This window comes from Actinokineospora auranticolor (genome assembly GCF_041897805.1).
Classification (GTDB): Bacteria; Actinomycetota; Actinomycetes; order Mycobacteriales; family Pseudonocardiaceae; genus Actinokineospora; species Actinokineospora auranticolor.
This window is the reverse complement of record NZ_CP154825.1, coordinates 6,784,819-6,808,050: the sequence shown is the minus strand read 5'-3', so window position 1 is coordinate 6,808,050 and position 23,232 is coordinate 6,784,819. Positions and strand designations below refer to the sequence as shown.

Sequence of the window (23,232 nt, the reverse complement as noted above, 5' to 3'; positions counted from 1 at the left end):
AGGATGGAAGTGCGACCAACACATCCGCCGAGTAGAAAGACCCGTCCGTGCTCCACCGTAACGCCCCGCTGTCGGTCGAAGGCCGCCACCGTCTGGTCCAACGCTGCAGGACGCGCCCGATCGCCCATGTCGCGGCCGAGATGGGCATCTCGCGGCAGTGCGCCTCGAAGTGGGTCAACCGGTATCGCCGCTTCGGCGAGGCCGGCCTGTCCGACCGCCCCAGCGCTCCGCGTCGGCAGCCCACCGCCGCCCCGGCCGAGGTGGTGGTCCGGATCGAGTGGTTGCGTCGGGACCGCAAGTGGTCGGCCCGCCGCATCGCCCTGGAACTCGCCGCCGAGGGCACGACCGTGTCGGTGCGCACCGTCGGCCGGCACCTGGCCCACCTCGGCCTCAACCGCCGCCGGTTCCTCGACCCCATCGGGGAGAACAACCGAGTGCCGCGACGGATCGTGGCCCGCTGGCCCGGCCACATGGTCCACCTGGACGTCAAGAAGGTCGGCGTCATCCCCGACGGCGGCGGATGGCGGGTCCACGGCAAGGGCAGCGAGCAGGCCAAACAGGTCGAACGCGCCAAGAACACCACCGCCGGGAAGCCCGGCGGGCGGCGCAGTTACACCTACCTGCACTCCGCGGTCGACGGCTTCTCCCGCCTGGCCTACACCGAAGCCCTGCCCGACGAGAAAGCGGTCACCGCGATCGGCTTCACCCACCGCGCCCGGGCGTTCTTCGCCGCCCACGGCATCACCCACATCCACCGCGTCGTCACCGACAACGGCGCCTGCTACCGCGCCCACGACTTCGCCACCGTCCTGCGCGGCGCCCGCCACCAGCGCATCACCCCCTACACCCCACGCCACAACGGCAAAGTCGAGCGCTACCACCGCATCCTGGCCGAGGAATTCCTCTACGCCCACGCCTGGACCAGCGAACAACAACGCACCGACGCACTGACGGTCTGGAACGTGCACTACAACTACCATCGACCCCACACCGCCGCCGGAAACCAACCACCAGCCACACGGCTCCACACCGGCGTCACCAACGTCATGGCCTCATACAGCTAGTTGTCCACAGAGGCTTATTCAGCGACGTAGAAGTAGAGGGCGATAACGGCCGATATGGTGTCGGTGAAAGTGTCGATGGGACGCCGGTAGTCCAATGCCACTAACTTAGGCTAGGTGCGAGGATTCTGATGGTGGCCGGACCCTGATGTCGAACGCCTTGATGTTTGCCCTTTTTGGTGGGGTAGCGTTTATGGCGTCCACGTTTGGCCACACGGGGGTACGTTCGGTGCCTTCGGGCCGCGAGGTGTCTCTCGTTGATTTCCGCGCGGGTCTCCGATAACGCTCTCGCTTGGCGTTCAGGGGGAAAAATCCGCCTCGGCGGGGACCTGGCGTCGGATGACTCGAAGAGACCGCATGAAGGACAGTCGATCAGGGTCGACGTCGGCCTCGTCGGCCGCCGAGCACATCAAACGCCGAATGCCATAGTGTGCGAGCAGGAACGCCCACAGTTCCTGACGCACCATGTCGGGCGATCTCGACCGCAGCGTCTTACCCGATCCTTGTTGATGGGTCTTCATCTCATCGATCAAACCCTCGCATTCCCAGCGTTCATGGTAGGCGAGAGCCAATTCCATGGCGGTCGCCTCGGCCGGGTCGAGAATCGACGTCACCACGCACACGACCTCGGCTGCCCCGTCACCCGCCCGGTCGGGAACCTGATATTCGACCACCCGAACCGGTTGCGCATCCTCGGAACGACAATCCTCGCCGCGGCGGGCCTTCTCGATCAGCCGATCCCGGCGCCCTCGGCGCACGGCCGAACTGACCAGGATCGAGCGATACGAACCGTCGGGCAACCACTCCAACACCGGCAACGTGACAGCCGAACTCACTCTCCACAGCAGGTCAGCGCCAGTACGACGGAACTCGTTCCACAGATCGAAACCGTAGAAGCCCCGATCGGCGATCACCAGCATGTCCGGCTCGACAGACCCGATGATGTCTCTCGCGAGAGTTTTCTCGCTGGTCAGGCACCCGGCGATCGCGGCCCCCACGATCGCGCGGGAACCACACTCGCCCAACACGATCATCAACGCCCGCGGAAACGCTGACTCGACCGACTGATTACGCTGTCGACCGAACTCCGCCGCGTTCTCGGGCGTATCCGGAACATCCACGGAGAACCCATCCATCGCCATCAACCGACGCGACGCCAACCACGCCCCTGTGGTACCCCGCCCCGCCACCGGAACAGCGACCCGCTCAAACAACAGACTCAACGGCTCGACCCCCAACCGCTTCCGAGCCTTGGAAATAGCCGCCGTCGAGGGAACATTCCACTCACCACGCCACGAACCCACAGACCGCAACGACCCAACAAGCTTCCGCATCACCTCCTCGTAATCATCATCGAAAAACAGGCACATCCCCAAACAAAACCGCACCACCACATGCGCGGGAAGCAACCGAGACCGCAACTCGCGACGGCCCGTCTCGTTCAACACATCCTCGATCACATCTCGAGGAAAAACCTCCGCCAACACACCCAACGAGATCCGATCGGTCAACCGAACAGCCGACGAATCAACGACACCACCACGAACCTGCACCACGCGAGCCACCCGAAAACAATAGCAGCTCCTCGCTTAAGTTAGTGGCATTGCGCCTCCGGCCCCCGGAATCAACTTTACCGGCGAGCACCGACAATCTCGCGAGATGACGATCATGCCTGTGGACAACTCGGGGGGCGAGGTGTCTCGATTGAGCGACGGCTGGCTGGTGCCGAGTCGGCGGGGGATTGGGGGCTGCTTGCTGGCCACTGGGGCCGTGCGCCTGGTTTGGGGTGGCTGGCCTCCGGCCCCCGGAATCAAGTTTACCGGGGAGGGGCGACAGTTCCGGGCGAAGACGATCATGCCTGTGGACAGCCGCGCGGGCCCGAGTGGCCGGGCTCGGGCCCGTGGTGCCTCGTCGTCAGGCGGCGACGGCCACGGCGCCGATGGCGGTGGCGCCTTCCGGGGTGAGGGTGGCGGGCATCAGCTCGCCGAAGCGGCCCTGGTCGGCGGTGATCAGGCCGGCGTGGGTCAGCAGGTGCGCGGTGAACTGGTCGCAGCACGGCACGCCGTCGATGTAGAGGTCCGGCTCGCGGCTGGTGGCCAGGTGCGCCCGGCCCTCGGCGACGGCCCGCAGCATGGCGCGGGCGCGGTGGCTCAGCTCGGTCTGTTCAGCGGGCTCACTGGTCATCTCGGTCGTCCCCCCTGATGGGTTTCTCGTTGTCGTTCCGTGTCGTCACTGGCAGTCACGTAGAGCGCGAGGCCCCTCTGCGGGGTCCATCGGATTGACCCCCCGTGCGCGTTATGAACGTGACCGTATCGTGAGAGAAGAGGTCGCTAGACCCTTCTCGGATACCGAGCATCACCCGTATGGACGACGGTCGGTAGTCCCGTGACCTGCCTGCGTCACCGACTGTTGTCGAGCGGTGGGCTCAGGCGGGCTTCGGGGACACGGGCACGTCCTCGTACACACTCTCGGACGTCCGGGAGGGCACCCGGTTCACGCGGACTCGCGGACCACCAGGCGGGTGGGGAGCAGGAGCGAGCGAGGGAGGTCTGCTTCGGCGCTGAGTTGGGCCAAGAGGCGGGCTGTGGTGGTGCGGCCCAGTTCTTCGATGTCTTGGCGCACGGTGGTCAGTTTCGGTGTCGTAGTAGTGGCGAGCACCGAGTCGTCGAAGCCGACGACGGCCACATCCTCCGGTACTCGCTTACCGCGCTCGGAGAGGGTGCGTAGTGCGCCGACGGCGATTATGTCCGCTGCGGCGAAGACAGCGTCGATGTCGGGGTGTTCCTCGAGCAGTTCGGCCATCGCCGCGGCGCCGCCGTCGACGGAGAAGTCGGAGTACGCGACGAGGTCGTCCGGCCTGCCCGCCTCTGCCATGCCGCGCTGCCAGCCCGCGAGGCGGTCGATGCCGACGGCCATGTCCGCCGGTCCCGCGATGGACGCGATCCGGCGGCGGCCCAGGCCCACCAGGTGCCGGGCGGCGGCGAGGGAACCCGCGAGGTTATCGGAGTCGACGTACGGAACCTCGACGTCGGCCAGCGGCCTGCCGACCAGCACGGCGGGCAGGCCCGCGGACACCAGGCGCGCGGGGAGCGGGTCGCGGCCGTGCAGGCTCACCACGATGGCGCCGTCGACGTGCCCGCCGCACAGGTAGTCGGCGAGGGTGCTGTCGTCGCGGGTCTGGTCCATCAGCAGGACCAGCTGCCTGCGGCTGTCGGCCATGCCCGCGTACACGCCGCGCAGGATCTTGGCGAAGAACGGGTCGCTGAACACGCGGTCGCCGTGCTCGGACACCACGAGCGCGATCGAGTTGGTGCGGCGGGTGACCAGGTTGCGCGCGGCCTGGTTGGGCACGTAGCGCAGCTCGGTGATGGCCTGGTCCACCGCGACCTTCGCGCGCTTGCTGACCCCGGGCAGGTTGTTGATGACCCGGGACACGGTCGACCGCGACACCCCGGCGACCCGTGCGACCTCCTCCAGCGTGGGGGCCTCCGATGGACGCATCCTCGACTCCGATCGGCGGCGGGCCAGGGGGACCGGCACCCGCGCGACCCGCCGCGCGTCAGGTGTCCACAGTGGATTTAGCGGCGGTGGCGGTCCTGCGAGCCGGAGAGCCCGAACAGGATCCGCTGCATGACCTCGTCGGTGTTGTCCTTGAGCGGCTCGCGGGCGGCCTCGATCGCTGCGGCCGGGGAGGGCCTGCGCTGCCTGCGCGGCAGGGGGACCGACGACGCGTTCATGCCGCCGGGCAGGGCCAGGCTCGCCCACAGGAGGTAACGGCCGTGGCCCAGTTCGGTTACACCCACCCGTGGGCCGTCCGGGACGGCCGGGACCCGCACGACGCGCGGCGTCTCCAGTTCGATGACCAGGTCGCCGCCGGTGAGCCGGACGCGGGCGGTGAGCATGCCGGGGTTTGCCTGGTCGGCCGCGCCCACCACGGCCTCGGCCAGCCGCCTGCCCGCCAGCGCCGCCTCGTCCCGCATCGGCCGCAGCTTCCACTCGGTCAACGCGAAGCGGACGAACATCTCGGTACACCCGACAGCGGTCGGCAGGGCGACCAACTGGAGGTCGTCCATCTGTTCGGTCCGGTTGTTCATGGGTGCGTCCTTCCGGTCCCCGCGCGCGTGCGCAGATGGTGCCACGTCACCCATCAGTAGCGGCACCCCAGGTCTTCCCATTTACTGTCCGTATATGTCAGCCCGCAGGAAGTGACCCACAGCGCATGCCTCGCAAGGAATGACGTACTGCCAACGAGCATCTTCGCGCTTGGTAACGATCATCGTCGACACCCGTAGACGCGCCCGGACCGCCCGCGCCATACCAATCCGCCGTGAGGAGTAACCCGTGCGACGTGGGCCGGACATCCGTTGCCTCGCTTGTTGGTTCAACCACCTGGGTAGGGCCCGCCGTTGGCCGACCCGGGTGATGTGTCGAAAGACGACACTTTCGAAAAGCGTTGATGCACGTGCTGATGCACGGCCTTCAAGGCGAGGTCGGCAAGGTGGGACGAACCGGTGGTCGTGCGGCCGTGCCCTGAATGTCGCCCCTGTTGCCACCCCCGCAATGGTGTACCACTGGCGGGTGACCTCGAGCCCGGATGACGACTTATCAACGCCCGTGGACGCCGTGGGGCCCGATGCCCGAGAAGTGATCGGGCCGCTGGTCGGGGAGTCCTTCGAGACGCCGGGTGGGCGGCGGAACAGGATTGTTCGGATGACCGCTCGGCAGGTTTGGGTGGGGACGGAGCGGTCGCCGGAGGGGAGGCCGGTGCCGTTGGCGGATGTGCAGCGGGGGCTTGACCTGTTGTGGAGTCGGGGGCGGGTCCGGGTCACGCCCGCGGTGTTGGGGCACCGCAGTTCGTTCGTGGGGACGTTGCTGGGGATGCTGCCCAATGTGGTGGTGGAGCGGGATCCCGTGGTCGAGGTGGTCTTGCGCGGCGGGGTTTTCGGGTGGATGCGTCGGCTGCGGGAGTATTCGGCGTTCGACCGGGCCGCCGAGGTGGGGCGACGGGTCGGGGAGGCGGACCTGCGGGGGCTGTTGCTCCAAGGCGCGGACTCGGGGCGGTGCGGGCTCTGCGGGGAGCTCCTGCCCGGATCCATGCTGATGCCCGCGTTCATCAAGCCGCGGGCGGAGTGCGAGGAGGACGAGCTCGGGGAGCTCGGGAACCTCTCCGTGCTGTTTTGCGCGCTCGGGTGCGACCGGCTTTTCGACCGCGGTCTCGTGGCGGTCGGGCCCGAGGGGACGGTGGTGGTCGCGGAGGTGGCCGAGGGGCGGCTGCAGGACAGCCTCCACGAGCTGAGGGGTCGCCGGTGTGTTGTCTATCGGCCTCGGAACGAGAAGTACTTCGTCTGGCACCGGCAGAACCGGTTCGTGGGGTGAGAACGCGAGTGGCTCCCCCGTGGGACGACGGGGGAGCCACTCGGGTCATCGGCCTACTTGAGGCTGGTGTCGACGGCCGTCATGAGGGTGCCGGGGTCGCCCGACATCTCCCAGGCCATGACGCCCAGTAGGCGTTGTTGTTTGAGCCAGGCGATCTTCTGCTGGATCGACCAGGCGTCGTCGAAGGTCCAGAACTGGCCGTTGGTGCCGCCGGTGTGGCAGGCGGTCGCGACGGCCGCTGTGTCGTGGTAGATGGTGCAGTTCGGGACGCTGGCCAGCAGGTTGGAGTACCCGCGGGTGCCCGCTTCCTCGGCGAACTGGCCCGGTGCCGCGCCGGTCGCCGACTGCCATTCACCCTTCTTGCCGTTGTCGGGCACGCCCTGCCAACCTCGGCCGTAGAACGCTAGACCCAATGTCAGCTTTCTTGGGTTGGCGCCCTTGTCGGTGTACGCCTTGATCGCGTCCACGACGCTGAACTTGTGGTCGTACGGGTCGTCCGCGTCCGGGTACAGGTTGCCCTGGTGGCCGGTGCGGTTGGGCTCCCACGAGTTGTCGCTGCCCGAGCCGTGGAAGTCGTAGCCCTGGACGTTCGCCACGTCGAGGTAGTCGAAGATCTTCGGCACGTCCCAGCCCTGCGCCACCTTGGCCGGGTCGGCCGGGGTGAACGCCTGGATCTCGTAGCGCTTGCCGGTCGTCTTGGACTTCGCGTCCAGCTGCTCGCGGAACTCCTTGAGCAGCAGGGTCAGGTTGTCCTTGTCGTTGACCGACCAGTGGTTGCCCGGGTGGCCGTCACCGCTGCCCGGCCACTCCCAGTCGATGTCGATGCCGTCGAAGATGCCCGCCGCGGTGCCGGGGCCACCCGCGCCGCCGTAGGCCTTGATGTTGCCGTCGATGTAGGTGTCGATGCAGGACGACACGAACTTCTTGCGGGAGGCGTCGGTGGCCGCCACGTCGGAGAAGTACTTCGAGTACGTCCAGCCACCCAGCGAGATCAGCACCTTCAGGTTCGGGTACTTCGCCTTGAGCTTCTTGAGCTGGTTGAAGTTGCCGCGCAGCGTCTCCCAGCCGGTGTCGCCGACGCCGTCGACCGACTGGCCCGCGGCGAACGGACGCGAGTAGTCCGCCTCGGCGTCACCCGAACCGTCACCCTGGCTGGGGTCCTGGGGGTTGCTCGTGGTGCTCTTCGTAACACCGGTGAGGCAGGTCAGGTTGGTCGGGTCGATGTTGCCGAACGCGTAGAGCAGGTGCGTCAGCTTCGCCGCGGCGCCGGTGGTCACCAGGTTCTTGACGAAGTACTGGCGGCCGTAGATGCCCCACTGGACGAAGTAGCCGACGCGGGCGTAGCCGTCGACGATGTCCTTGGTCGTCGCCGAGACGGCGCCGCTCTGCGCGGAGGCGTTGTCGTAGCCGTCGCGGGCCCGGACGGTGAAGCTGTAGGCCTTGGACGGGGCCAGGCCGGTGACCTTCGCCGTGGTGGTCGTGACGGTCTGGACTTCCTGGCCGTCGCGGTACACGTCGTAGGCCACGACACCGGTGTTGTCGGTCGAGGCGTTCCACGCGAGGCTGACGCTGCCCGCGTCGACCGCGGTGGTGCGCAGACCACCCGGCACGGTGGGTGCCTGGGTGTCGTCGGCCGGGTTGTTCGTGGTCACCGTCAGCGGGGCGCTGGCGGGACCGGCGAGGCCGTTGGTGTCCTTGGCCTTGACCGTGAAGGTGTAGGCCGTGGCCGGGGTCAGGCCGTTGACGCTGATCGTCGGGTCGACCACGGTCTTGACCAGCGTGCTGCCCTGGTAGACGTCGTAGTTGGCGATGGGCAGCGAACCCATCGACGCGGCGTCCCACGCGAGGGTGATGGTCTTGGTGGTCTTCACCGTCGCCCGCACGTTGCCGGGGGCGCCGGGCGGGGTGTCGGGCGAGCCGTCGCAGTTGCCGTTGTCGACCCGGCACTTGGCCGGGGTCGCGGCGGCGCTGAGCCGGAACGACGGGTTGTACGGGTACGTCGAGCGACCCGGCTGCAGGGTGTTGATGTAGTACTCCGGGCTCAGCGTGACCCGGGTGCCGGTCTGGCTGACCTTCGAGTTCGCGTTGGCCGAGGCGGTGACGCCCGCGGGCAGCTCGAACGTGACGGCCCAGCCGGTGACGGCCGCGCTGCCGGAGTTGGTGACGGTGTACTCACCGATGTTGCCGTTCATGGTGAGCGTCGCGCGGAGAGCGCCCGCCGCCGAGGCTGATGGGTTCAGTGCGATCAAGGCGGAGGTGGCCAGTGCTAGGCCGACCGCCGCGGTGGACAAGCGACGAAGGGTGCGTCTCATGGCATCGGCTCCAGGATGGATGCAGGGTGTGCCGAGTGTGGTCTAGACCACAACCCGAATCTAGCGGGTGGATTGGGGTAGGTCTAGACCAATGTCACTCTTGGAAATCACCAGTTGACCGGGCGGGTGGTGGGTCCTCGACGGCGGGACGAATCCGACACCGAGGAGGAGATCGCCCAGTTCACCGGGTAAATGACCGGTTGGCGGGCGGTGGCGTCCGGGTGGAGATCTGGGAATTCGCGGTCGACGGGGTGCGGTTGGCGGAGCCGGGGTGCCCGGGGTGCGGACCGGGTGGTCGCTCGCGGGGTTCGCGGCTCGGCGGGATGGGCGTCGGCGTGGTCGAGTCGGGTGACGGTGGGTAGTGAGCCTGTCTTGACCTTTGCTTTGGTTGGACCGGCGAGTTGTCTGGGCGGTCGAGGGGTGGGCTCGTGTGCCGCGGGCGGGCTGACGCGGACCTCGGGTTGGCCTGGCGTGCGCGGGACGCGTCCGAAACCGGCCGCGAATGCTGTGTGGTTTCGAGTCGTCGGATAGTGATGAGTTATCGGCGGGTCGCATTGGCGCTCGGATTGCCGGTGCCCGTTGGCTATGCGACAAGAGGGACCCGTCCTCAAAGGGGCGGCGGGGTGGATGTGGAGTGATCTTTGGGGCGCGGCCGGACCCTGTGGTTGTGGTTGGCCGCGTGTCGGGTCTTGAAGGCGGGGAGACGCCTGTGGACACAAGGGTGTTTGGCGGCTGGGCGGGGTGTGTTCGCCTGTGTGATTCAGGGGAGCGTCTTGGCCGGATTGGGGTGGGGCGTGGTGCGGCTGGGGACCGGACTTGAGGGAGTACACGATTGGGCGGGGTGTGCCGGGGCGGGCGAGGCATGGGGTGCGCGTGTGGTTCCGACGGGTCGGGTGGGCGAAAAACGACCAGGAATTGTCCAGTGATGGGGGTGGGCGGGGGCACTAGGTTGGAGGGCGTCCGCGCATGAGGTGAATGGAGTGCTGCCGTGAGCGACCCCGATGCCGAGCTGCCGCCCTATCGCGGGGTGCTGGTGGTCGACGCCGAGCGGTTCGGGCGCAACACCGACGTCAACCAGGAGCACCTCACCTTCATGATCCCGCAGGTGGTCGAGAACGCCTTCGGGCGGGCGGGCCTGGCCGACGTGTGGGACCGGCGGCTCATGGAGCACGAGAACGGCGACGGGATCGGCGTCGCGTTCGACACCCACCACCTGCCCGCCGTGGTCGACCGCGTGTTCGCGGCGCTGCAGGAGATCCTGGCCGAGCAGGACGTCCGGCTGCGCGCGCGGGACCGGGGACTGCGGTTGCGGCTGCGGGCCGTGCTGCACGTGGGACCGCTGCTGCGTTCCGGGGGCCGCACGCTGGTCAACGCGTACCGGCTGCTGGACACCGACGTGCTGCGCGGGGCGCTGGCCAGGTCGGACCGGGACCTGACCTTCCTGGCCGTCCTGCTCTCGGAGCGGGTGTACGCCGACGTCGTGGCCGAGGGCTACGCCAAGGTGGACGCCCGGCCGGTCGACACGCACAACAAGGAACTCGACACCAGGGCGTACCTGCACGTCCCGGTGCTCTCCGGCGAGTTGCTCGACAACGGGCTCGCCGGTGGCGCGCCCGCGGCGGAGGCCCCCGCCGGGCAGGTGCCGGTGGACGCCGGGGAGCGGTACCGGCCCGTGCACAACGAGATCAGCGGCGGGACCCACCACGGGACCACCATCCAGGTCGGCCACGTGCACGGCGGGCTCAACCAGGGTCGTTGACCCGCGCGGTGGAGCGTCCGCGCGCGGCCTGGAGCGGTCGCGTGAAACGCGGCACCGCGTGGCGGATTGTGTGGTTGGTACGCGCAACTTGATTCCCTACCTTTCCTGCGGTGGGTGACCGCGCGGGTGCGGCCGGTACGCCTCGGACGTGGCGCGTGTCCGGTTTGCTCCACTGTGGACCTATTTCGGTCACCGAATAATTGACCCAGTGAAGAATTCGCTTTCCAATAGGGAAGTTTGTTGCTCTGCGCCGTTCGGTGGGATGGATTAGGGCGTCCGGAAAAAGCGAAACGCGTGGTGCGGCGCAGCGATGTAAGCGTCGCCGGCGTGGTCGGCCCAGGACCCTTTTCATCGAGGACGGTTGATGAGACTCCTTCGCGCCCGCCGGGGGCGTGTGGCGATCAGCGCGGTGGTCGCGCTGGTCATGCTCACGCTGGGACTACCCGGGATCGCCGTGGCCGCGGCGCCTGCCTTCGTGCAGAAGGCCAGCGCCCGCGCGATAGCCACCAGCAAGGCGGTGACCCTGCCCAACGCGGTGGTCGCGGGCAACCGGATCGTCGTGCAGGTGGGGGTGTGGAGCAGCGGCAACGCGACGGCGAAGACCGTCAAGGACGCGGCCAACAACACCTACACCAAGCTCACCGCGGTCACCGCCCCGGACGGCACCGAGCTGAGCGTGTGGAGCGCGCCCGTCGTCAACGGCGGCGGCACCAAGCCCGCCATCACGGTCACCCCGACCGCCAAGGCCGACATCGGCATCGCCGTCGCCGAGTACTCGGGGCTCGCCGCGGCCGCCGACGCCACCGTGGTCGACCAGAAGGCGCAGGCCACCGGCACCAGCACCGTCGCGGGCGTGGTCACCTCCGGGCCGACCCCGCCGACGACCGCGGCGGGCGGGCTCGCGCTCGGGTTCTACGTGGACTCCGGCTTCGGCAAGACCCTGACCGCGGGCAGCGGCTTCACCGAGCGGGTCAACGTCTCGCCCGCCTCCGACATGGAGTTCGTGCTCGAGGACCGGCCCGTCGGCATCGGCGAGCAGCCCAGCGCCGGGGTCACCACGGGCGCGGGCGTGCCGTGGCTGATGGCGACCGTGGTCTTCAAGGGAGCCGACGGCACCGGCGGCGGCGGTGGACCGACCGCGCCGGGCGCGCCGACCTCCGTCGTCGCGCAGGCGGGCAACGGGACCGCCACGCTGAACTGGAACGCCCCGCCCAACGGCGGCAGCCCGATCGTGTCCTACACGATCACCCCGTTCGCCGGGGCGGCCGCGCAGACGCCGATCGTGCTCAGCGGCTCCGCCACGACGCTGCAGGTCCCCAACCTGACCAACGGCACCTCGTACACCTTCACCGTGTCCGCCACCAACAACGTCGGCACCGGCCCGGCGTCGGCACCGTCCAACGCGGTCACCCCGACGGCGTCGCCGCAGGGCCAGTGGTCGGCACCGATGGACTGGCCGTTCGTCGCGGTGCACATGGTCGCCCTCAACAACGGCAAGTACATCCTGTGGGACGGCTGGCACCAGCCCGAGCCGACCTACCTGTGGGACCCGGCCGCCAACACCTTCACCACGATCATGGCGCCGGACAGCATCTTCTGCGCCGCCAACGCCCACCTGCCCGACGGCCGCGTGCTCGTCGTCGGCGGCTACGGCGTGGTCTCCACCGGTGAACTGGGCATCAAGGACACCACGATCTTCGACCCGGCCACCAACTCGTGGAGCCGCGTCGCGGACATGCACTACCCGCGCTGGTACCCGAGCGTCACCGAGCTGCCCGACGGCCGGTACGTGACCATCAGCGGCAACACCGCCGACGCCTACACCTGGGCCGAGCACCCCGAGGTCTACGACCCGGGCAACAACACGTGGACGGTGCTGTCCAACGTCAACACCTCGCAGATCCACGAGGTCGAGTACCCGTTCGCCTACCTCGCGCCCAACGGCAAGGTCTTCACCATGGGCCCGTCCGAGGACGTGTCGTTCTGGCTCGACGTGAACAACCAGACCTGGACCCCGGTCGGCGCCAGCGGCGTGGTCAACGGATCGTCCACCATGTACCGGCCCGGCAAGATCCTCTACAGCGGAGGGTCGAGCACCGTGTCCGACGGCGCCCCGGCGATGGCCAACACCTCGGTCATCGACCTCACCGGTCATCGACCTCACCGCGCCCACCGCCGCCTGGCGGCAGACCTCGCCGATGAACACCGCGCGGGACTTCCACACCCTCACGACCCTCGCCGACGGCAAGGTGCTGGCGGTCGGCGGTTCGCCGTCGAGCGACCAGAGCAAGCTCAACACCAACATCCTCGCCGCCGAGCTCTGGGACCCGGCCACCGAGAAGTGGACCACCGCGGCGTCCATGGCGGTGCCCCGGCAGTACCACCAGACCGCGCTGCTGATGGCGGACGGTCGCGTGCTGGTCGCGGGCGGCGGGCACCACATCAGCGCCACCGTGCCCGGCCAGTTCTCCGCCCAGATCTACTCGCCGCCCTACCTGTTCAACGGGGCCCGGCCGACGATCACCGCCGCCCCGCCGTCCACGGCGTACGGCCAGACGATCTCGGTGAGCACCCCGGACGCCGCGTCGATCAGCGCGGTCAACCTGGTGTCGGTGGGCGCGAACACCCACCAGAGCGACATGGACCAGCGGTTCGTGCCGCTCTCGTACACCAAGGGCGTGGGCAAGCTCGACATCCAGACGCCCGCGGGCGCCAACCTCGCCCCACCCGGTGACTACATGCTGTTCCTGGTCAACGACGCCGGTGTGCCGTCGGTGGCCAAGACCGTGCGGATCCTGCCGTCGATCACCGCACCGTCCGCCCCGTCCGCGGTCGCCGCGGTGGCGGGCAACGGCTCGGCGACGGTGAGCTGGTCGGCCCCCGGCGACGGCGGCAACGCCATCACCGGCTACACCGTCACCCCGTACATCGGGGAGGCCGCGCAGACCCCGGTCGCCGTGACCGGGACGTCCGCCCAGGTCACCGGGCTCGCGAACGGGACCACCTACACGTTCCGGGTGACCGCGACCAACGCCATCGGCACCAGCGCCCCCTCGCTGGCGTCCAACCCGGTGACCCCGACCGCGACCCCGACACCCGGGTTCGTGCAGAAGGCCACCGCGCGTGGACCCGGCGCCGAACGCGCGGTGACCACGCCGTCGGCGGTGCAGGTCGGCGACCGGATGGTCGTGCAGGTCGGCATCTGGAACACCGTGGGCTCCCGGGCCACCGGCGTCCGCGACTCGGCGGGCAACGTCTACACGAAGCTGTCGAGCACGGTCGGCACGGACAACACCGAGCAGAGCGTCTGGACCGCGCCGATCACCGCGGGCGGTGGCGCGCCGCTGACCGTGACCGCCTCGGCCTCGGGCACGGCGGACATCGGCGTCGGGGTCGTCGAGTACTCCGGCCTGTCCCTGGCCGCGGGCACGGGCGCGGTCGACCAGATCAAGTCGGCGACCGGCACCACGGCCGTGGCCTCCTCCGGGCAGACCGCGGCGACCACGGACGGGGACCAGCTGGCGGTCGGGTTCTACCTGGACTCCGGTTTCAGCCGGAACCTGACACCGGGCGCGGGCTTCACCCAGCGGCTCAACTCCTCGCCCGCCGGGGACATGGAGATGCTGATCGAGGACCAGCCCGCCGTCCTCGGCGCCCGCCCGAACGCGACGGTCAACAGCGCGACGAGCACGCCGTGGATGGTGACCACCGTCGTGTTCAAACACGGCTGACCACCTCGGACGGGGCCGGCTCCGGCCGGTCCCGTCCGGCGGTCGACCGCTGGTCGAGCGCTCAATGGCTGAAGTGGACCCCGGCGGGCGGCCGGGGCTCCCCGGTGGACGCCCGCGGTACCGAGGAAACAACGGTGCCGGTTGCGGCGATGTCGACGGCAGTACGGGACCTCGGTGTGGGGCCCCGGGTGTGGCACGGGGTCCGCGGATACCGGTGTCGCGCGTGGAGCGGTGCGACGGCCCGGGTGGGGCGCCCGGTTCGGTGGTGAGCGCGTTGCGGGTTGGGCTTAGCGCCCTGGCTGCGGGGTCGGTGTAGACGACATGGTGGGCGGTGCCGAAGTCATGGGCGGATTCGAGCGGTTCGGCGAGACGGAACTCGATGGGCACGACTGGTCCTCTGCGCTTGGGCGGACTGGTTGGCTCGACGGGGTGGAGCGGTTCGACATCGATCTGGGCGAGTGGGTCGGTGAGGGGAACGCGCCCGCCGCGGCGGCGGACGAGGCCGTTGTGGACGAGCAGGTCGGCTATGTGGACTGGGTCGGCGCCATCGCCATGGTCGGTCGGCAGGAGTGGCGTTCCGACACCTGGTGACGGGTCGTTGCCGTTCGGGTTGGCCGAGCGCGTGGGCGGTGCACCCGGCGGTGGTCGTCGGGTTTCCGCTTCGCGTCTCGGAGGTGGTAGTGCCTTGGTCTGTCGGTGCTGGCGGCGTTCCCGCTCGTCGTGATGGGTTGCTCCGGGTTTGGGGTGGCCGAACGTGTCGGTGGCGCACCTGGCGGTGATCGTCGGGTCGCCGCGTCTCGTGGGCGGGCTGGGGCGTTGGCGCCTTGATCTGTCAGTGGGAGTTCGGGCTCCTCGTGGTGGGTCGTTTCGGCGGTTTGAGGTGGCCGAACGCGTCAGCGGCGCACCTGGCGGCGGTCGTCGGGTGCCCGCCCCGCGTTTCGGGGTGGTTGGGTTCGAAGCGTCAGGCTGGGTCGGTGTTCTCACCTTGGGCGGTCGGTAGGAGTGGCGTTCCGACACCTGGGGACCGGTCGGCTTGGTCGTACGCGTCCGCGGTTGTGGGGTGGGCTGCGGAGGTGGGCCGGGTGATGGCACCAGGTCTGCCGCTCAGGCTGTTGTGGACAAGCGGGTCGGCCATCGGGACCGGGTCGGCGCGGTTGCCGGGCGGGCGTTCGGGTACGTGGTCGGGTTGGGGAGGTGGGCTGGGTGACCGGTGGTGCTGTGGTCGAGCGGGAGGCCGGTGGGCCTGGTCGGGTCTCCTTGTGGCGGCGGCCACGGGGTCGGGGCATGGTCGGCGCGCTCGTGGTGGCGGCCGTTTCCACGCAGGTCTGGTTGTTCAGCGCACCCGGGGACAGCCCCGCGGACGCCGTCAGCGGGTACTTCCGGGCGGCGATCGACGAGGACTGCGGCACGGCGTTCGGGCTGTTGACCGCGCCCGTCGTGGGCAGCTACGGCACGGTGGACCGCCTGTGCGAGCGGGCCAAGGCCGACACGCTGCTGTCCTTCCAGGTGGGGGACACCACCATGACGGCGGAGGGGGCGAAGGTCACCGTGACGCTGGTCCGGCCCAATCTGACGCTGGTGGACGTGGCGACGATGGTGCAGGTAGATGGGCATTGGCGGATCGCTTCCTTCGAGGTCATCTCGTCCGATCGCGGGCACGGGCGGCCCTGAGTCCCGAGTGGACGGTCGCGGTCGCTCGACCGGGATGAAGCCAGTTTGCCGAGCAGGCAAGTGGGTGGCCAGACGAAAGGGCTGGGCTGTGGATAACTCGAGGGTATGTGGATGAATCGCCGGATTTGGTTCGCGCGAACCGGCGCCTTGAGGCCGCTGATTGGGGCCGGAATCGCTTCTGGTGCCGTAGTAGCCGTGGGAGTCTCCGCCGCCGCTCCGCCTCCCGTAGTGGGCTTGCCGGATGCGGGTGCCTTCGTGCGGATGGCGCTACCCGGCGCTCGGGTGGTCGCAGAGGTTGCGGCTGTTGGGGTTGTGGGCGCGCTGGTTCTTGCCGCGCTGCTGGCGTCGACGGGTGATGACCGGGACAAGGCGGTGCGGGTCGCGGGGCGCTTGGCGGGTTGGTGGGCGATTCTGTCCGCGTTCATGGTCGTGTTGACCGTCGCTGACGCGTTGGGACAGGGCATTCCCGAGGTTTTCCGCGTCTTGGGTCCTGCGGTTGGTCGGCTCTCGGTGGCGCTTGCTTGGCTCGTAGTGGCGAATTTGGCTGCGTTGGTGTGGGTCGGTAGTCGGCTCGAGTTGCCGCCGGGGTGGCTCTTGGCCGGTGCGATCGTTGGTGTGGCGCCGGTAGCGCTCACCGGACACTCTTCGTCCGGTGGTGACCACGACATCGCGAGTGACAGCCTTATGCTGCATGTCATCGCGATGTCCGTGTGGGCCGGTGGGCTTGTCGCGCTGTTGGCAGTTGCGCGGCGCTCTTACGGCGCGACTGCTGCGCGGACCTACTCCGCAATCGCGCTTGCCTGCTGGATTGCGGTCGTAGTGACCGGACTCGTCAACGCGTCACTACGGCTCGCGGTCGATGAGCTTGGCACGCGCTACGGGTTGCTCGTAGTGGCGAAGCTGGCCGCTGCGATCCTCTTAGGCGGGTTTGGCTACCTGCACCGGCAGCGCACACTACGACAGCTGGACAGCGCGCAAGCGCGGCCCTTCCTGCGGTTGGCGGCCGTTGAGGTGCTGCTCATGTTGGTCACCATTGGTCTCGCGGTTGGGCTTAGTCGGACGCCCAGTCCTCTTGGCGCGCGGCGTCGGCTGTCGGCTACCGAGGTCCTTATCGGTTTTCCGCTGCCTGACCCTCCCAGCCTGGGGCGGCTTCTTGCCGGGTGGCGTCCTGACCTTGTCTTCGGCACTCTCGCTGTCGCAGCTGCGGTCTGGTACCTCTACCGGGTGGGCCGACGGACGGAGCCGTGGCCGGTGGAGCGGACCGTCGCGTGGTTAGCCGGGTGCGCGGTGTTGTTCATCGCCACCTGTTCCGGGCTTGGCGAGTACGAACCGGCGGTGTTCAGCGCGCACACGGTGGTTCGGCTGTTGGTCGGGTTGGTGGCACCCGCGTTGCTCGCTCTTGGGAAGCCGCGTGCGTTGTTGGGGCCGGTGCGGGTGTGGTTGCCGCGTCCGGAGGTTGCCGCGTTCGCGGCATCGGCCATTCCTGTTGTCTTGTACGGGTTTGGTCTCTATGACGGTCTTGCGGGACAGCACTGGGCGCGGTTGGTGATCCTGGGGTGCTCTCTTGCGGCCGGGGTGGCGCTCTTTGCTCGGACCAGTCGCACGCCGGTTGTCGTAGTGGCGCTTGCGCATGGTCTTACCGGGTTGGTGCTGTTGTGCCGTGAGACGGCGTTGGGGCGTGGGTTCTACTCACGGCTGGCGTTGGAGTGGCCGCATGACGTCAACGGGGACCAGGTGTTGGCGGGGTGGGTCACGTTGGGGGTCGCGGTGGTGGTTGCTGGTTATGCGGTGCGGCCCGCGGTGGTCAAGCCTTTGCTCGGTGTGCCCAGCCGTACAGGGTAACCGCGCCGAGTGTGGTGATGGCCAGGATTGACGCGATGGCCGCGATGGTGGGTGGGGCCAGTGGTGACACGCCGGTGATGGACTCGACGCCGACCAGGGTGATCAGGGTGCTGTATGCGGCGATGGCGGTCCAGACCAGTCGCATGTGGTTGTGAATTGTTGTCCGGTCGAGGAGCCAGGCTAGGGCTGGGACGACGAGGATGGCGTGCATGGCTACCGCGTGCAGGGGCTTGAGGGAGCCCGCGGTGGTGTAGGCCAGGTCCGGGTTGCCTGAGCGGGATGCGATGACGCCTTTAGCGATCATGGCTGCGCCGGTGGCGAGCGCTATGAGGAGAGCGGCTAGCCCGAACCGTACCGCCAAGCGCATTGTTGGTGTTGTATTGCGGGCGCCGGTTGTGGCGGCGACGGTGAGGGCGATCGAGGTGAGGACCAGGACGCCGCCGCCTGCGGCGAGGGTCATGGAGACGGCGGTGTCCTGGGGGGTTTCGAAGTTGAAGTGGGAGGGGACGCCGCGCCAGGCCTGGGTGGTGACGAGGATGACCTCGATGATGCTGGCGGTGGCGAAGAGGGCCAGGAGTGGGGTTCGGCGTTTGATGGTCAGGTAGGAGGTCGCCCAGGTGACGGTGGCGAGGGTCAGGCCGAAGGAGAGGCCGAAGGTGGCGGCTTTGCGGAGGGAGAGGGGGCCTTCCCAGGTGCGGCCGGTGGTCAGGAGGACGGCGACGTGGACCAGGCCGCTGAGGATGAGGGCGGCGCTGATCAGGTAGGCGGCCTTCTCGGTTCGGCGGGCTCGGGTCCACAGGCTGCGCATGGGCAGAGTGTTGCGCGGGGTGGCTTAGAGGTTCTTCAGGATGGGTTGGGTGCGCTGGAGTTCTTGATGGGGGCGGGTGGCTGGGCGCGTCTGGGGTGAGGCGCCTTGGGCTTGGGGTGGGCCCGCGTTGAGGGGCGGCTCTTGTCGGGCGGGGCTCGGGGCGGGATGGTTCTTGATCTTGGCATGCCTCCGGCCCAATGCCACTAACTTACGGAGCATCGTTGCAGGTCAACGGCATCTTGAGGGGTGCCGTGCGAGAGGCAGGCGGCACGTGCGACGACGCCCTGCGGCACACCATAGTTCCATGGCCCGCATTGGGGCATCGAGCGAACACGCAACCCACTGTCGCAAGTGGACTTGATCCGAGTGTTCCAGAGGTCGATCGCCAATCGCTTAGACCGATACTGGCCAGCGAAAACGCGCTAAGTTAGTGGCATTGTGCCTCCGGCCCCCGAAATCCATTCTAGCGGTGGGGGGTGACAGTTTCGGACGATAATGATCAAGGTTGTGGATAGGTGTTGCGGGGCGAATGGGATGGCATGGAGGGGAGAGGTGGAGCGAGGGGATGGCGAAGAGAGGGGAGCGAGGAAGGGGTGAAGCGAGGGGGAAGTGGGGAAGAGGGGGTGATGCCAGGAGGGCAGGGTGACGTAGGGGCGAGATGGGGCCGGCGACGCGGGGCGGGGGATGTGTCGAGGGAGGCTCGGGATCGAGGAGGGGAGAGGTGGAGCGAGGGAGTGGAGGACAGAGGTAGAGCGAGGGGAATGGCGAAGAGGAGGGGGCAGAGAGGGGGTGATGAGAGAGAAGTGGGGAAGTGGGTGGCGCCGAGGGGGAAGGGAAAGGGGAACGTGTGGCGTAGGAGCGAGATGGGACTGGAAGACGCAGGGGCGGATGGGGTGTGCCGAGGAGAGGCTCGGGGGAGAGGAGAGGAGAGGAGAGGAGAGGAGAGGAGAGGAGAGGAGAGGAGAGGAGAGGAGAGGAGAGGAGAGGAGAGGAGAGGAGAGGAGAGGATGATCTTGATATGCCTCCGGCCCCCGAAATCCATTCTAGTGGGGAGGGGTGACAGTTCTCGGAGAAGCTGATCTTGGCTGTGGATAACTCCGGCGGGGGTGGGGATGGTTCTGGGAACGGCACCCTACGTTTGGACGCTGGTGTTGGGGTGGGGTTGGCGGCTTGGTTGGGGGGATGCGCAGACTCCTTGGGGTGGTTGCCGGGTTGTCCGTTGCCGTGTTCGGGTTGGGGGTGCCTGCGGCGGCTGAGGTGGGTGGCCAAGGGGATGTGGGGGGCTCCGGCGGGCGGTATCTGGGTGCCGTCACGTTGGTGACCGGGGATCGGGTCTCGGTTCGGGAGTTCGGGGATCGGCTCGTTCCGGCCGTTGATCCCGGGCCTGGGCGGGAGCACGTGCAGTTCGCTACGGCCGGGGTGGGGGATCGGCTGGATGTGGTGCCTTCGGATGCCTGGGGTGGGTTGCGGGAGGGGGTGCTTGATCCGCGGTTGTTCGATGTGGCCGCGCTGTTGCGGGGTGGGTATGGGGATGGGGATCGGGACGATGTGCCGCTGATCCTGCCTGCGGGGGCGCCCGGGGTTGGGGTGGCGTTGGGGGCTGTGGGTGGGAAGGCCGTTGCCGTTCCCAAGGGGGATGTGGCGGGGTTTTGGGAAGAGCTGGCCAGGAACCGGGGTGGGGGGCGGGTTTGGCTCGATGGGATGCGTCGGCCCAGCCTTGATGTGAGTGTGCCGCAGATCGGGGCGCCTGCCGCCTGGAAGTCGGGGTGGACGGGGAAGGGGGTGCAGGTCGCGGTGCTCGATACCGGGATCGATGCGACTCACCCGGACTTGCGTCGGCGGATCGCGGCGTCGAAGGACTTTACGGGGGAGGGGGGGTGAGGATGCCGACAAGGACGGGCATGGGACGCATGTCGCGTCGACGATCGCGGGGACCGGGGCGGCGTCCAGTGGGAAATACGTGGGGGTGGCGCCGGATGCTCGGTTGCTGGTGGGGAAGGTTTGCGGGAGCTGGGGGTGTCCTGAGTCGGCGATCTTGGCGGGGATCCAGTGGGCGGTGGACTCCGGTGTCAAGATCATCAATCTGAGCTTGGGTGGGACCGATTCCGAGGCTGTGGATCCGTTGGAGGAGGCGGTGAATCGGTTGAGTGATCGTGCCTTGTTCGTTGTGGCGGCGGGGAACGATGGTGGGTATGGGGCTGAGACGGTGTCGTCGCCTGCCAGTGCGGACGCGGCGTTGGCGGTGGGGGCGGTGGACAAGTCCGATCGGATGGCGAGTTTTTCCGGGCGGGGGCCTCGGGTGGGGGATGCCGGGGTCAAGCCGGAGATCGTGGCGCCGGGGGTGAACATCACGGCTGCTCGGTCGAAGTACTCGGCGTTGGGGAAGAAGCGGGATCGGTATGTCTCGCTTGGGGGGACGTCCATGGCTACGCCGCATGTGGCTGGGTCGGCTGCCTTGTTGTTGCAGCGGCATCCGGAGTGGACTGGGCAGCGGTTGAAGGCGGCGTTGGTGGCGTCGGCCAAGCGGTTGGATGGGGTGGGGGCGTTTGAGCAAGGGGCGGGGCGGGTTGATGTCTCGCGTGCGGTGAACCAGGTTGGGTATGCCGAGCCCAGTGTGGTGTCGGTGGGGCGGCAGAGTTGGCCGCATGAGGATGATCCGGTTGTGGTGAAGGAGGTTTCGTACGTCAATACGGCGGATGTGCCGTTGGTGTTGAGGTTGTCGGTGGAGGGGGGAACGGCGGGATGGGGAGCGGCGGGAAGAGGAGTGCCGGAGAGGGGCGCGGCTGAAGGATGGGCTGCGGATGGGGGAGCGCCGAAGGGGGGAACGCCGGAGAAGAAGGCGGGGAGGGGAGTGTTGGAAGGGGGAGTGCCGGAGGGGATGTTTGTGCTTTCCGGGCGGGAGATCACCGTGCCGCCGCGGGGGAAGGCGGGGGTCAAGGTCGCGGTGGATACGAGGTTGGGGGACGTGGAGGGGGTGCATAGTGCGTGGATCGTGGCCGAGGGGGGTACGGAGAGGATCACTACGCCGGTCGCGGTTGATCGGGAGGCGGAGAGTTATGACTTGGCGGTGAAGGCGTTGGATGACAAGGGGGTGGTGACGGATAGCAATTACACTTTGCTGTGGGGGGTGGACGCGTATCGGTTCCGTCCTATTTGGACTATGGGTGGGGCTGGGAAGGTTCGGGTTCGGCGGGGGACTTATCATGTGGATACCGTGGTTTCCACGTATTTGCCGGATGGGTTGATCGCGTCGCGCAAGGTTGTGCGGCCTTCGGTGTCGGTTACCGGGGATACTGCTGTGGTGTTGGATTCTGGGGCGGCGCGGCAGATTCGGGTGGAATTTGCGCGGGCGGGGGTGCGGTCGCGGGCTGTGGGGGCCGGTTATGCGCGGCGGATGCCTTGGGGGAATTTGTATGCCGGGATTATCGGGGACAGTTTGGATCGGATCTACACGGCGCAGGTTGGGGGGCCTGTGTCCACTGTGGTGGCCGATATCGGAGGCGGGTTCTATGTTCCCGATGCTGCGGGTGGGGTCGAGGGGTCTACGGTGACGTACAACCTCGCCTGGTTCCAGGCCGGGGAGTTGCCTACGGGGTTCAGTCGGCGGGTTGAGGACGAGCCGTTGGCTCGAGTTGAGTCGACCTATCGGCAGGTGCAGAACAAGCGGTCTGGGACGAAGTTGTGGTTGGTGTCGGATCCGGTGTTCCGCAGTGGGTCGGGATATGGGTTGCCGGTGGCGCTTCCGTTGACGCGTACGGAGTTCTATGACCCGAGGGCGGGTGATTGGGCGGTGGAGTTCCAGCAGTGGCGGGTGGTGCGCAAGCAGATCGTCACCGACTTCGTGTCAGGGGACGAGAAGGTGCGGCATGAGCCTGGGCAGGTCTACCGCGAGGACTGGAACTCGGCGGTGATCGGGCCCGGGTTGCCGCGCAACGGGCTCGCGGTGCGGATCAACGACACGATCTCGCTGGGGGTGCCGCTGTTCACGGACTCGCCGCGGCGGGTGGGTAGTTCGACGATCGAGTCGGCGGCCACCGCGCTCTACCGGGACGGGCAGTTGGTCGGGCAGACGAACCAGCCGGGGCAGGGGGTGTTCGAGGTGCCGGAGCAGTCGGCGTCCTACCGGTTGGAGACGACGGCTTCGCGGGCGGCGCCCTTGAGTCCTCGGGTGTCGGCGGTGTGGAGCTTCACGTCGGCTCGGCCTCAGGCGCGCAAGGGTGGGGTGCAGCTGCCGCTGCTGGCGGTTCGGTTCGGGCCGGAGGGCTTGGACTCGCGCAACCATGCGACGGGGCGGTCCGTACGGACTACGGTTCAGGTGGGGCGTCAGCCGGACCTGCCTGCCGTGCCGATCGTGCAAACGACCGTGTCCGCGTCCTTCGATGATGGAACGACCTGGGTGGACGTGCCGGTGGTTGACGGCGTGGTGACCGTGACCCACCCGCGCGGCACCAGGTTCGTGTCCCTGCGGGCGAAGGCGGTCGACGCGCAGGGGAGCGCGGTGGAGCAGACGGTGGTCCGCGCCTACGGGACCTGAGGTCCGGTCGTCCGATGAGTCTACTGTGGACCAGTGGACTTCTCGGACCACCAAGGCTTCCACCATCCGGTCGGTGGCGGTGCGCCGGTGGGCGGCTACGCGCCGGTCGCAACCGAGCCACAACCCCCGTGCGCTGTG

At 68.3% G+C, this 23,232-nt stretch carries 16 protein-coding genes and 1 pseudogene; 11 read left to right on the top strand and 6 right to left on the bottom strand.

Going from position 1 to position 23,232, the window contains the following annotated elements:
• The first annotated feature begins 47 nt into the window (after positions 1-47).
• A complete protein-coding gene (locus V5P93_RS29535; RefSeq protein ID WP_374065105.1) occupies positions 48-1,064 on the top strand; it encodes an IS481 family transposase in 1,017 nt (338 codons plus the stop codon).
• Between the two features lie 296 nt (positions 1,065-1,360).
• Here the strand turns inward: V5P93_RS29535 and V5P93_RS29530 are convergent, their stop codons facing one another.
• From V5P93_RS29530 to V5P93_RS29515, 4 genes are all read right to left on the bottom strand, one after another.
• Positions 1,361-2,617, bottom strand: coding sequence for an IS4 family transposase (locus V5P93_RS29530; RefSeq protein ID WP_374066554.1), 1,257 nt, complete (start codon positions 2,615-2,617; stop codon positions 1,361-1,363).
• A 358-nt stretch (positions 2,618-2,975) separates the two neighbouring features.
• Positions 2,976-3,245: a hypothetical protein gene (locus V5P93_RS29525; RefSeq protein ID WP_181043679.1), complete on the bottom strand. Its 270-nt coding sequence runs from the start codon at positions 3,243-3,245 to the stop codon at positions 2,976-2,978.
• Positions 3,246-3,554: 309 nt separating this feature from the next.
• Positions 3,555-4,562: a LacI family DNA-binding transcriptional regulator gene (locus V5P93_RS29520; protein ID WP_104481128.1), complete on the bottom strand. Its 1,008-nt coding sequence runs from the start codon at positions 4,560-4,562 to the stop codon at positions 3,555-3,557.
• 77 nt (positions 4,563-4,639) lie between these two features.
• Positions 4,640-5,155 (bottom strand): histidine kinase, encoded by a 516-nt coding sequence (locus V5P93_RS29515; RefSeq protein ID WP_104481129.1) that lies wholly within the window; start codon positions 5,153-5,155, stop codon positions 4,640-4,642.
• Between the two features lie 484 nt (positions 5,156-5,639).
• Between V5P93_RS29515 and V5P93_RS29510 the strand changes: the two genes are divergently transcribed.
• The gene (locus V5P93_RS29510; protein WP_146108197.1) at positions 5,640-6,437 is read left to right on the top strand and encodes a hypothetical protein; all 798 of its coding nucleotides are present in this window, start codon (positions 5,640-5,642) and stop codon (positions 6,435-6,437) included.
• A 53-nt stretch (positions 6,438-6,490) separates the two neighbouring features.
• On the opposite strand, the gene V5P93_RS29505 is transcribed toward V5P93_RS29510, so the two are convergent.
• Positions 6,491-8,629: a glycosyl hydrolase family 18 protein gene (locus V5P93_RS29505; protein WP_245931529.1), complete on the bottom strand. Its 2,139-nt coding sequence runs from the start codon at positions 8,627-8,629 to the stop codon at positions 6,491-6,493.
• A 1,108-nt stretch (positions 8,630-9,737) separates the two neighbouring features.
• Between V5P93_RS29505 and V5P93_RS29500 the strand changes: the two genes are divergently transcribed.
• The 6 genes and pseudogenes from V5P93_RS29500 to V5P93_RS29475 all read left to right on the top strand — a co-directional run bounded on the left by V5P93_RS29500 (position 9,738) and on the right by V5P93_RS29475 (position 17,752).
• Complete coding sequence (locus tag V5P93_RS29500; RefSeq protein WP_181043680.1) at positions 9,738-10,508, top strand: hypothetical protein; 771 nt, start codon at positions 9,738-9,740, stop codon at positions 10,506-10,508.
• Between the two features lie 364 nt (positions 10,509-10,872).
• A pseudogene (locus tag V5P93_RS29495) lies at positions 10,873-12,480 on the top strand (fibronectin type III domain-containing protein); the annotation flags it as partial.
• Positions 12,481-12,706: 226 nt separating this feature from the next.
• Positions 12,707-14,239 carry a galactose oxidase-like domain-containing protein gene (locus V5P93_RS29490; RefSeq protein ID WP_374065104.1) on the top strand — a complete coding sequence of 511 codons (1,533 nt, stop codon included), beginning with the start codon at positions 12,707-12,709 and terminating at the stop codon, positions 14,237-14,239.
• Positions 14,240-14,581: 342 nt separating this feature from the next.
• Complete coding sequence (locus V5P93_RS29485) at positions 14,582-14,830, top strand: hypothetical protein (RefSeq protein ID WP_146108199.1); 249 nt, start codon at positions 14,582-14,584, stop codon at positions 14,828-14,830.
• A gap of 612 nt (positions 14,831-15,442) precedes the next feature.
• A complete protein-coding gene (locus V5P93_RS29480) occupies positions 15,443-15,910 on the top strand; it encodes a hypothetical protein (RefSeq protein WP_146108200.1) in 468 nt (155 codons plus the stop codon).
• Positions 15,911-16,171: 261 nt separating this feature from the next.
• Positions 16,172-17,752 carry a cytochrome c oxidase assembly protein gene (locus V5P93_RS29475; protein ID WP_245931531.1) on the top strand — a complete coding sequence of 527 codons (1,581 nt, stop codon included), beginning with the start codon at positions 16,172-16,174 and terminating at the stop codon, positions 17,750-17,752.
• On the opposite strand, the gene V5P93_RS29470 is transcribed toward V5P93_RS29475, so the two are convergent.
• The gene (locus V5P93_RS29470) at positions 17,715-18,560 is read right to left on the bottom strand and encodes a hypothetical protein (protein WP_104481137.1); all 846 of its coding nucleotides are present in this window, start codon (positions 18,558-18,560) and stop codon (positions 17,715-17,717) included. The genes V5P93_RS29475 and V5P93_RS29470 overlap by 38 nt on opposite strands.
• A gap of 734 nt (positions 18,561-19,294) precedes the next feature.
• On the opposite strand from V5P93_RS29470, the gene V5P93_RS29465 reads away from it, so the two are divergent.
• The 3 genes from V5P93_RS29465 to V5P93_RS29455 all read left to right on the top strand — a co-directional run bounded on the left by V5P93_RS29465 (position 19,295) and on the right by V5P93_RS29455 (position 23,094).
• Positions 19,295-19,639: a hypothetical protein gene (locus tag V5P93_RS29465; RefSeq protein ID WP_374065103.1), complete on the top strand. Its 345-nt coding sequence runs from the start codon at positions 19,295-19,297 to the stop codon at positions 19,637-19,639.
• 103 nt (positions 19,640-19,742) lie between these two features.
• Positions 19,743-20,441: a S8 family serine peptidase gene (locus V5P93_RS29460; protein WP_374065102.1), complete on the top strand. Its 699-nt coding sequence runs from the start codon at positions 19,743-19,745 to the stop codon at positions 20,439-20,441.
• A complete protein-coding gene (locus V5P93_RS29455; RefSeq protein WP_374065101.1) occupies positions 20,374-23,094 on the top strand; it encodes a S8 family serine peptidase in 2,721 nt (906 codons plus the stop codon). Before V5P93_RS29460 ends, V5P93_RS29455 begins: the two co-directional genes overlap by 68 nt.
• Positions 23,095-23,232 lie beyond the last annotated feature (138 nt).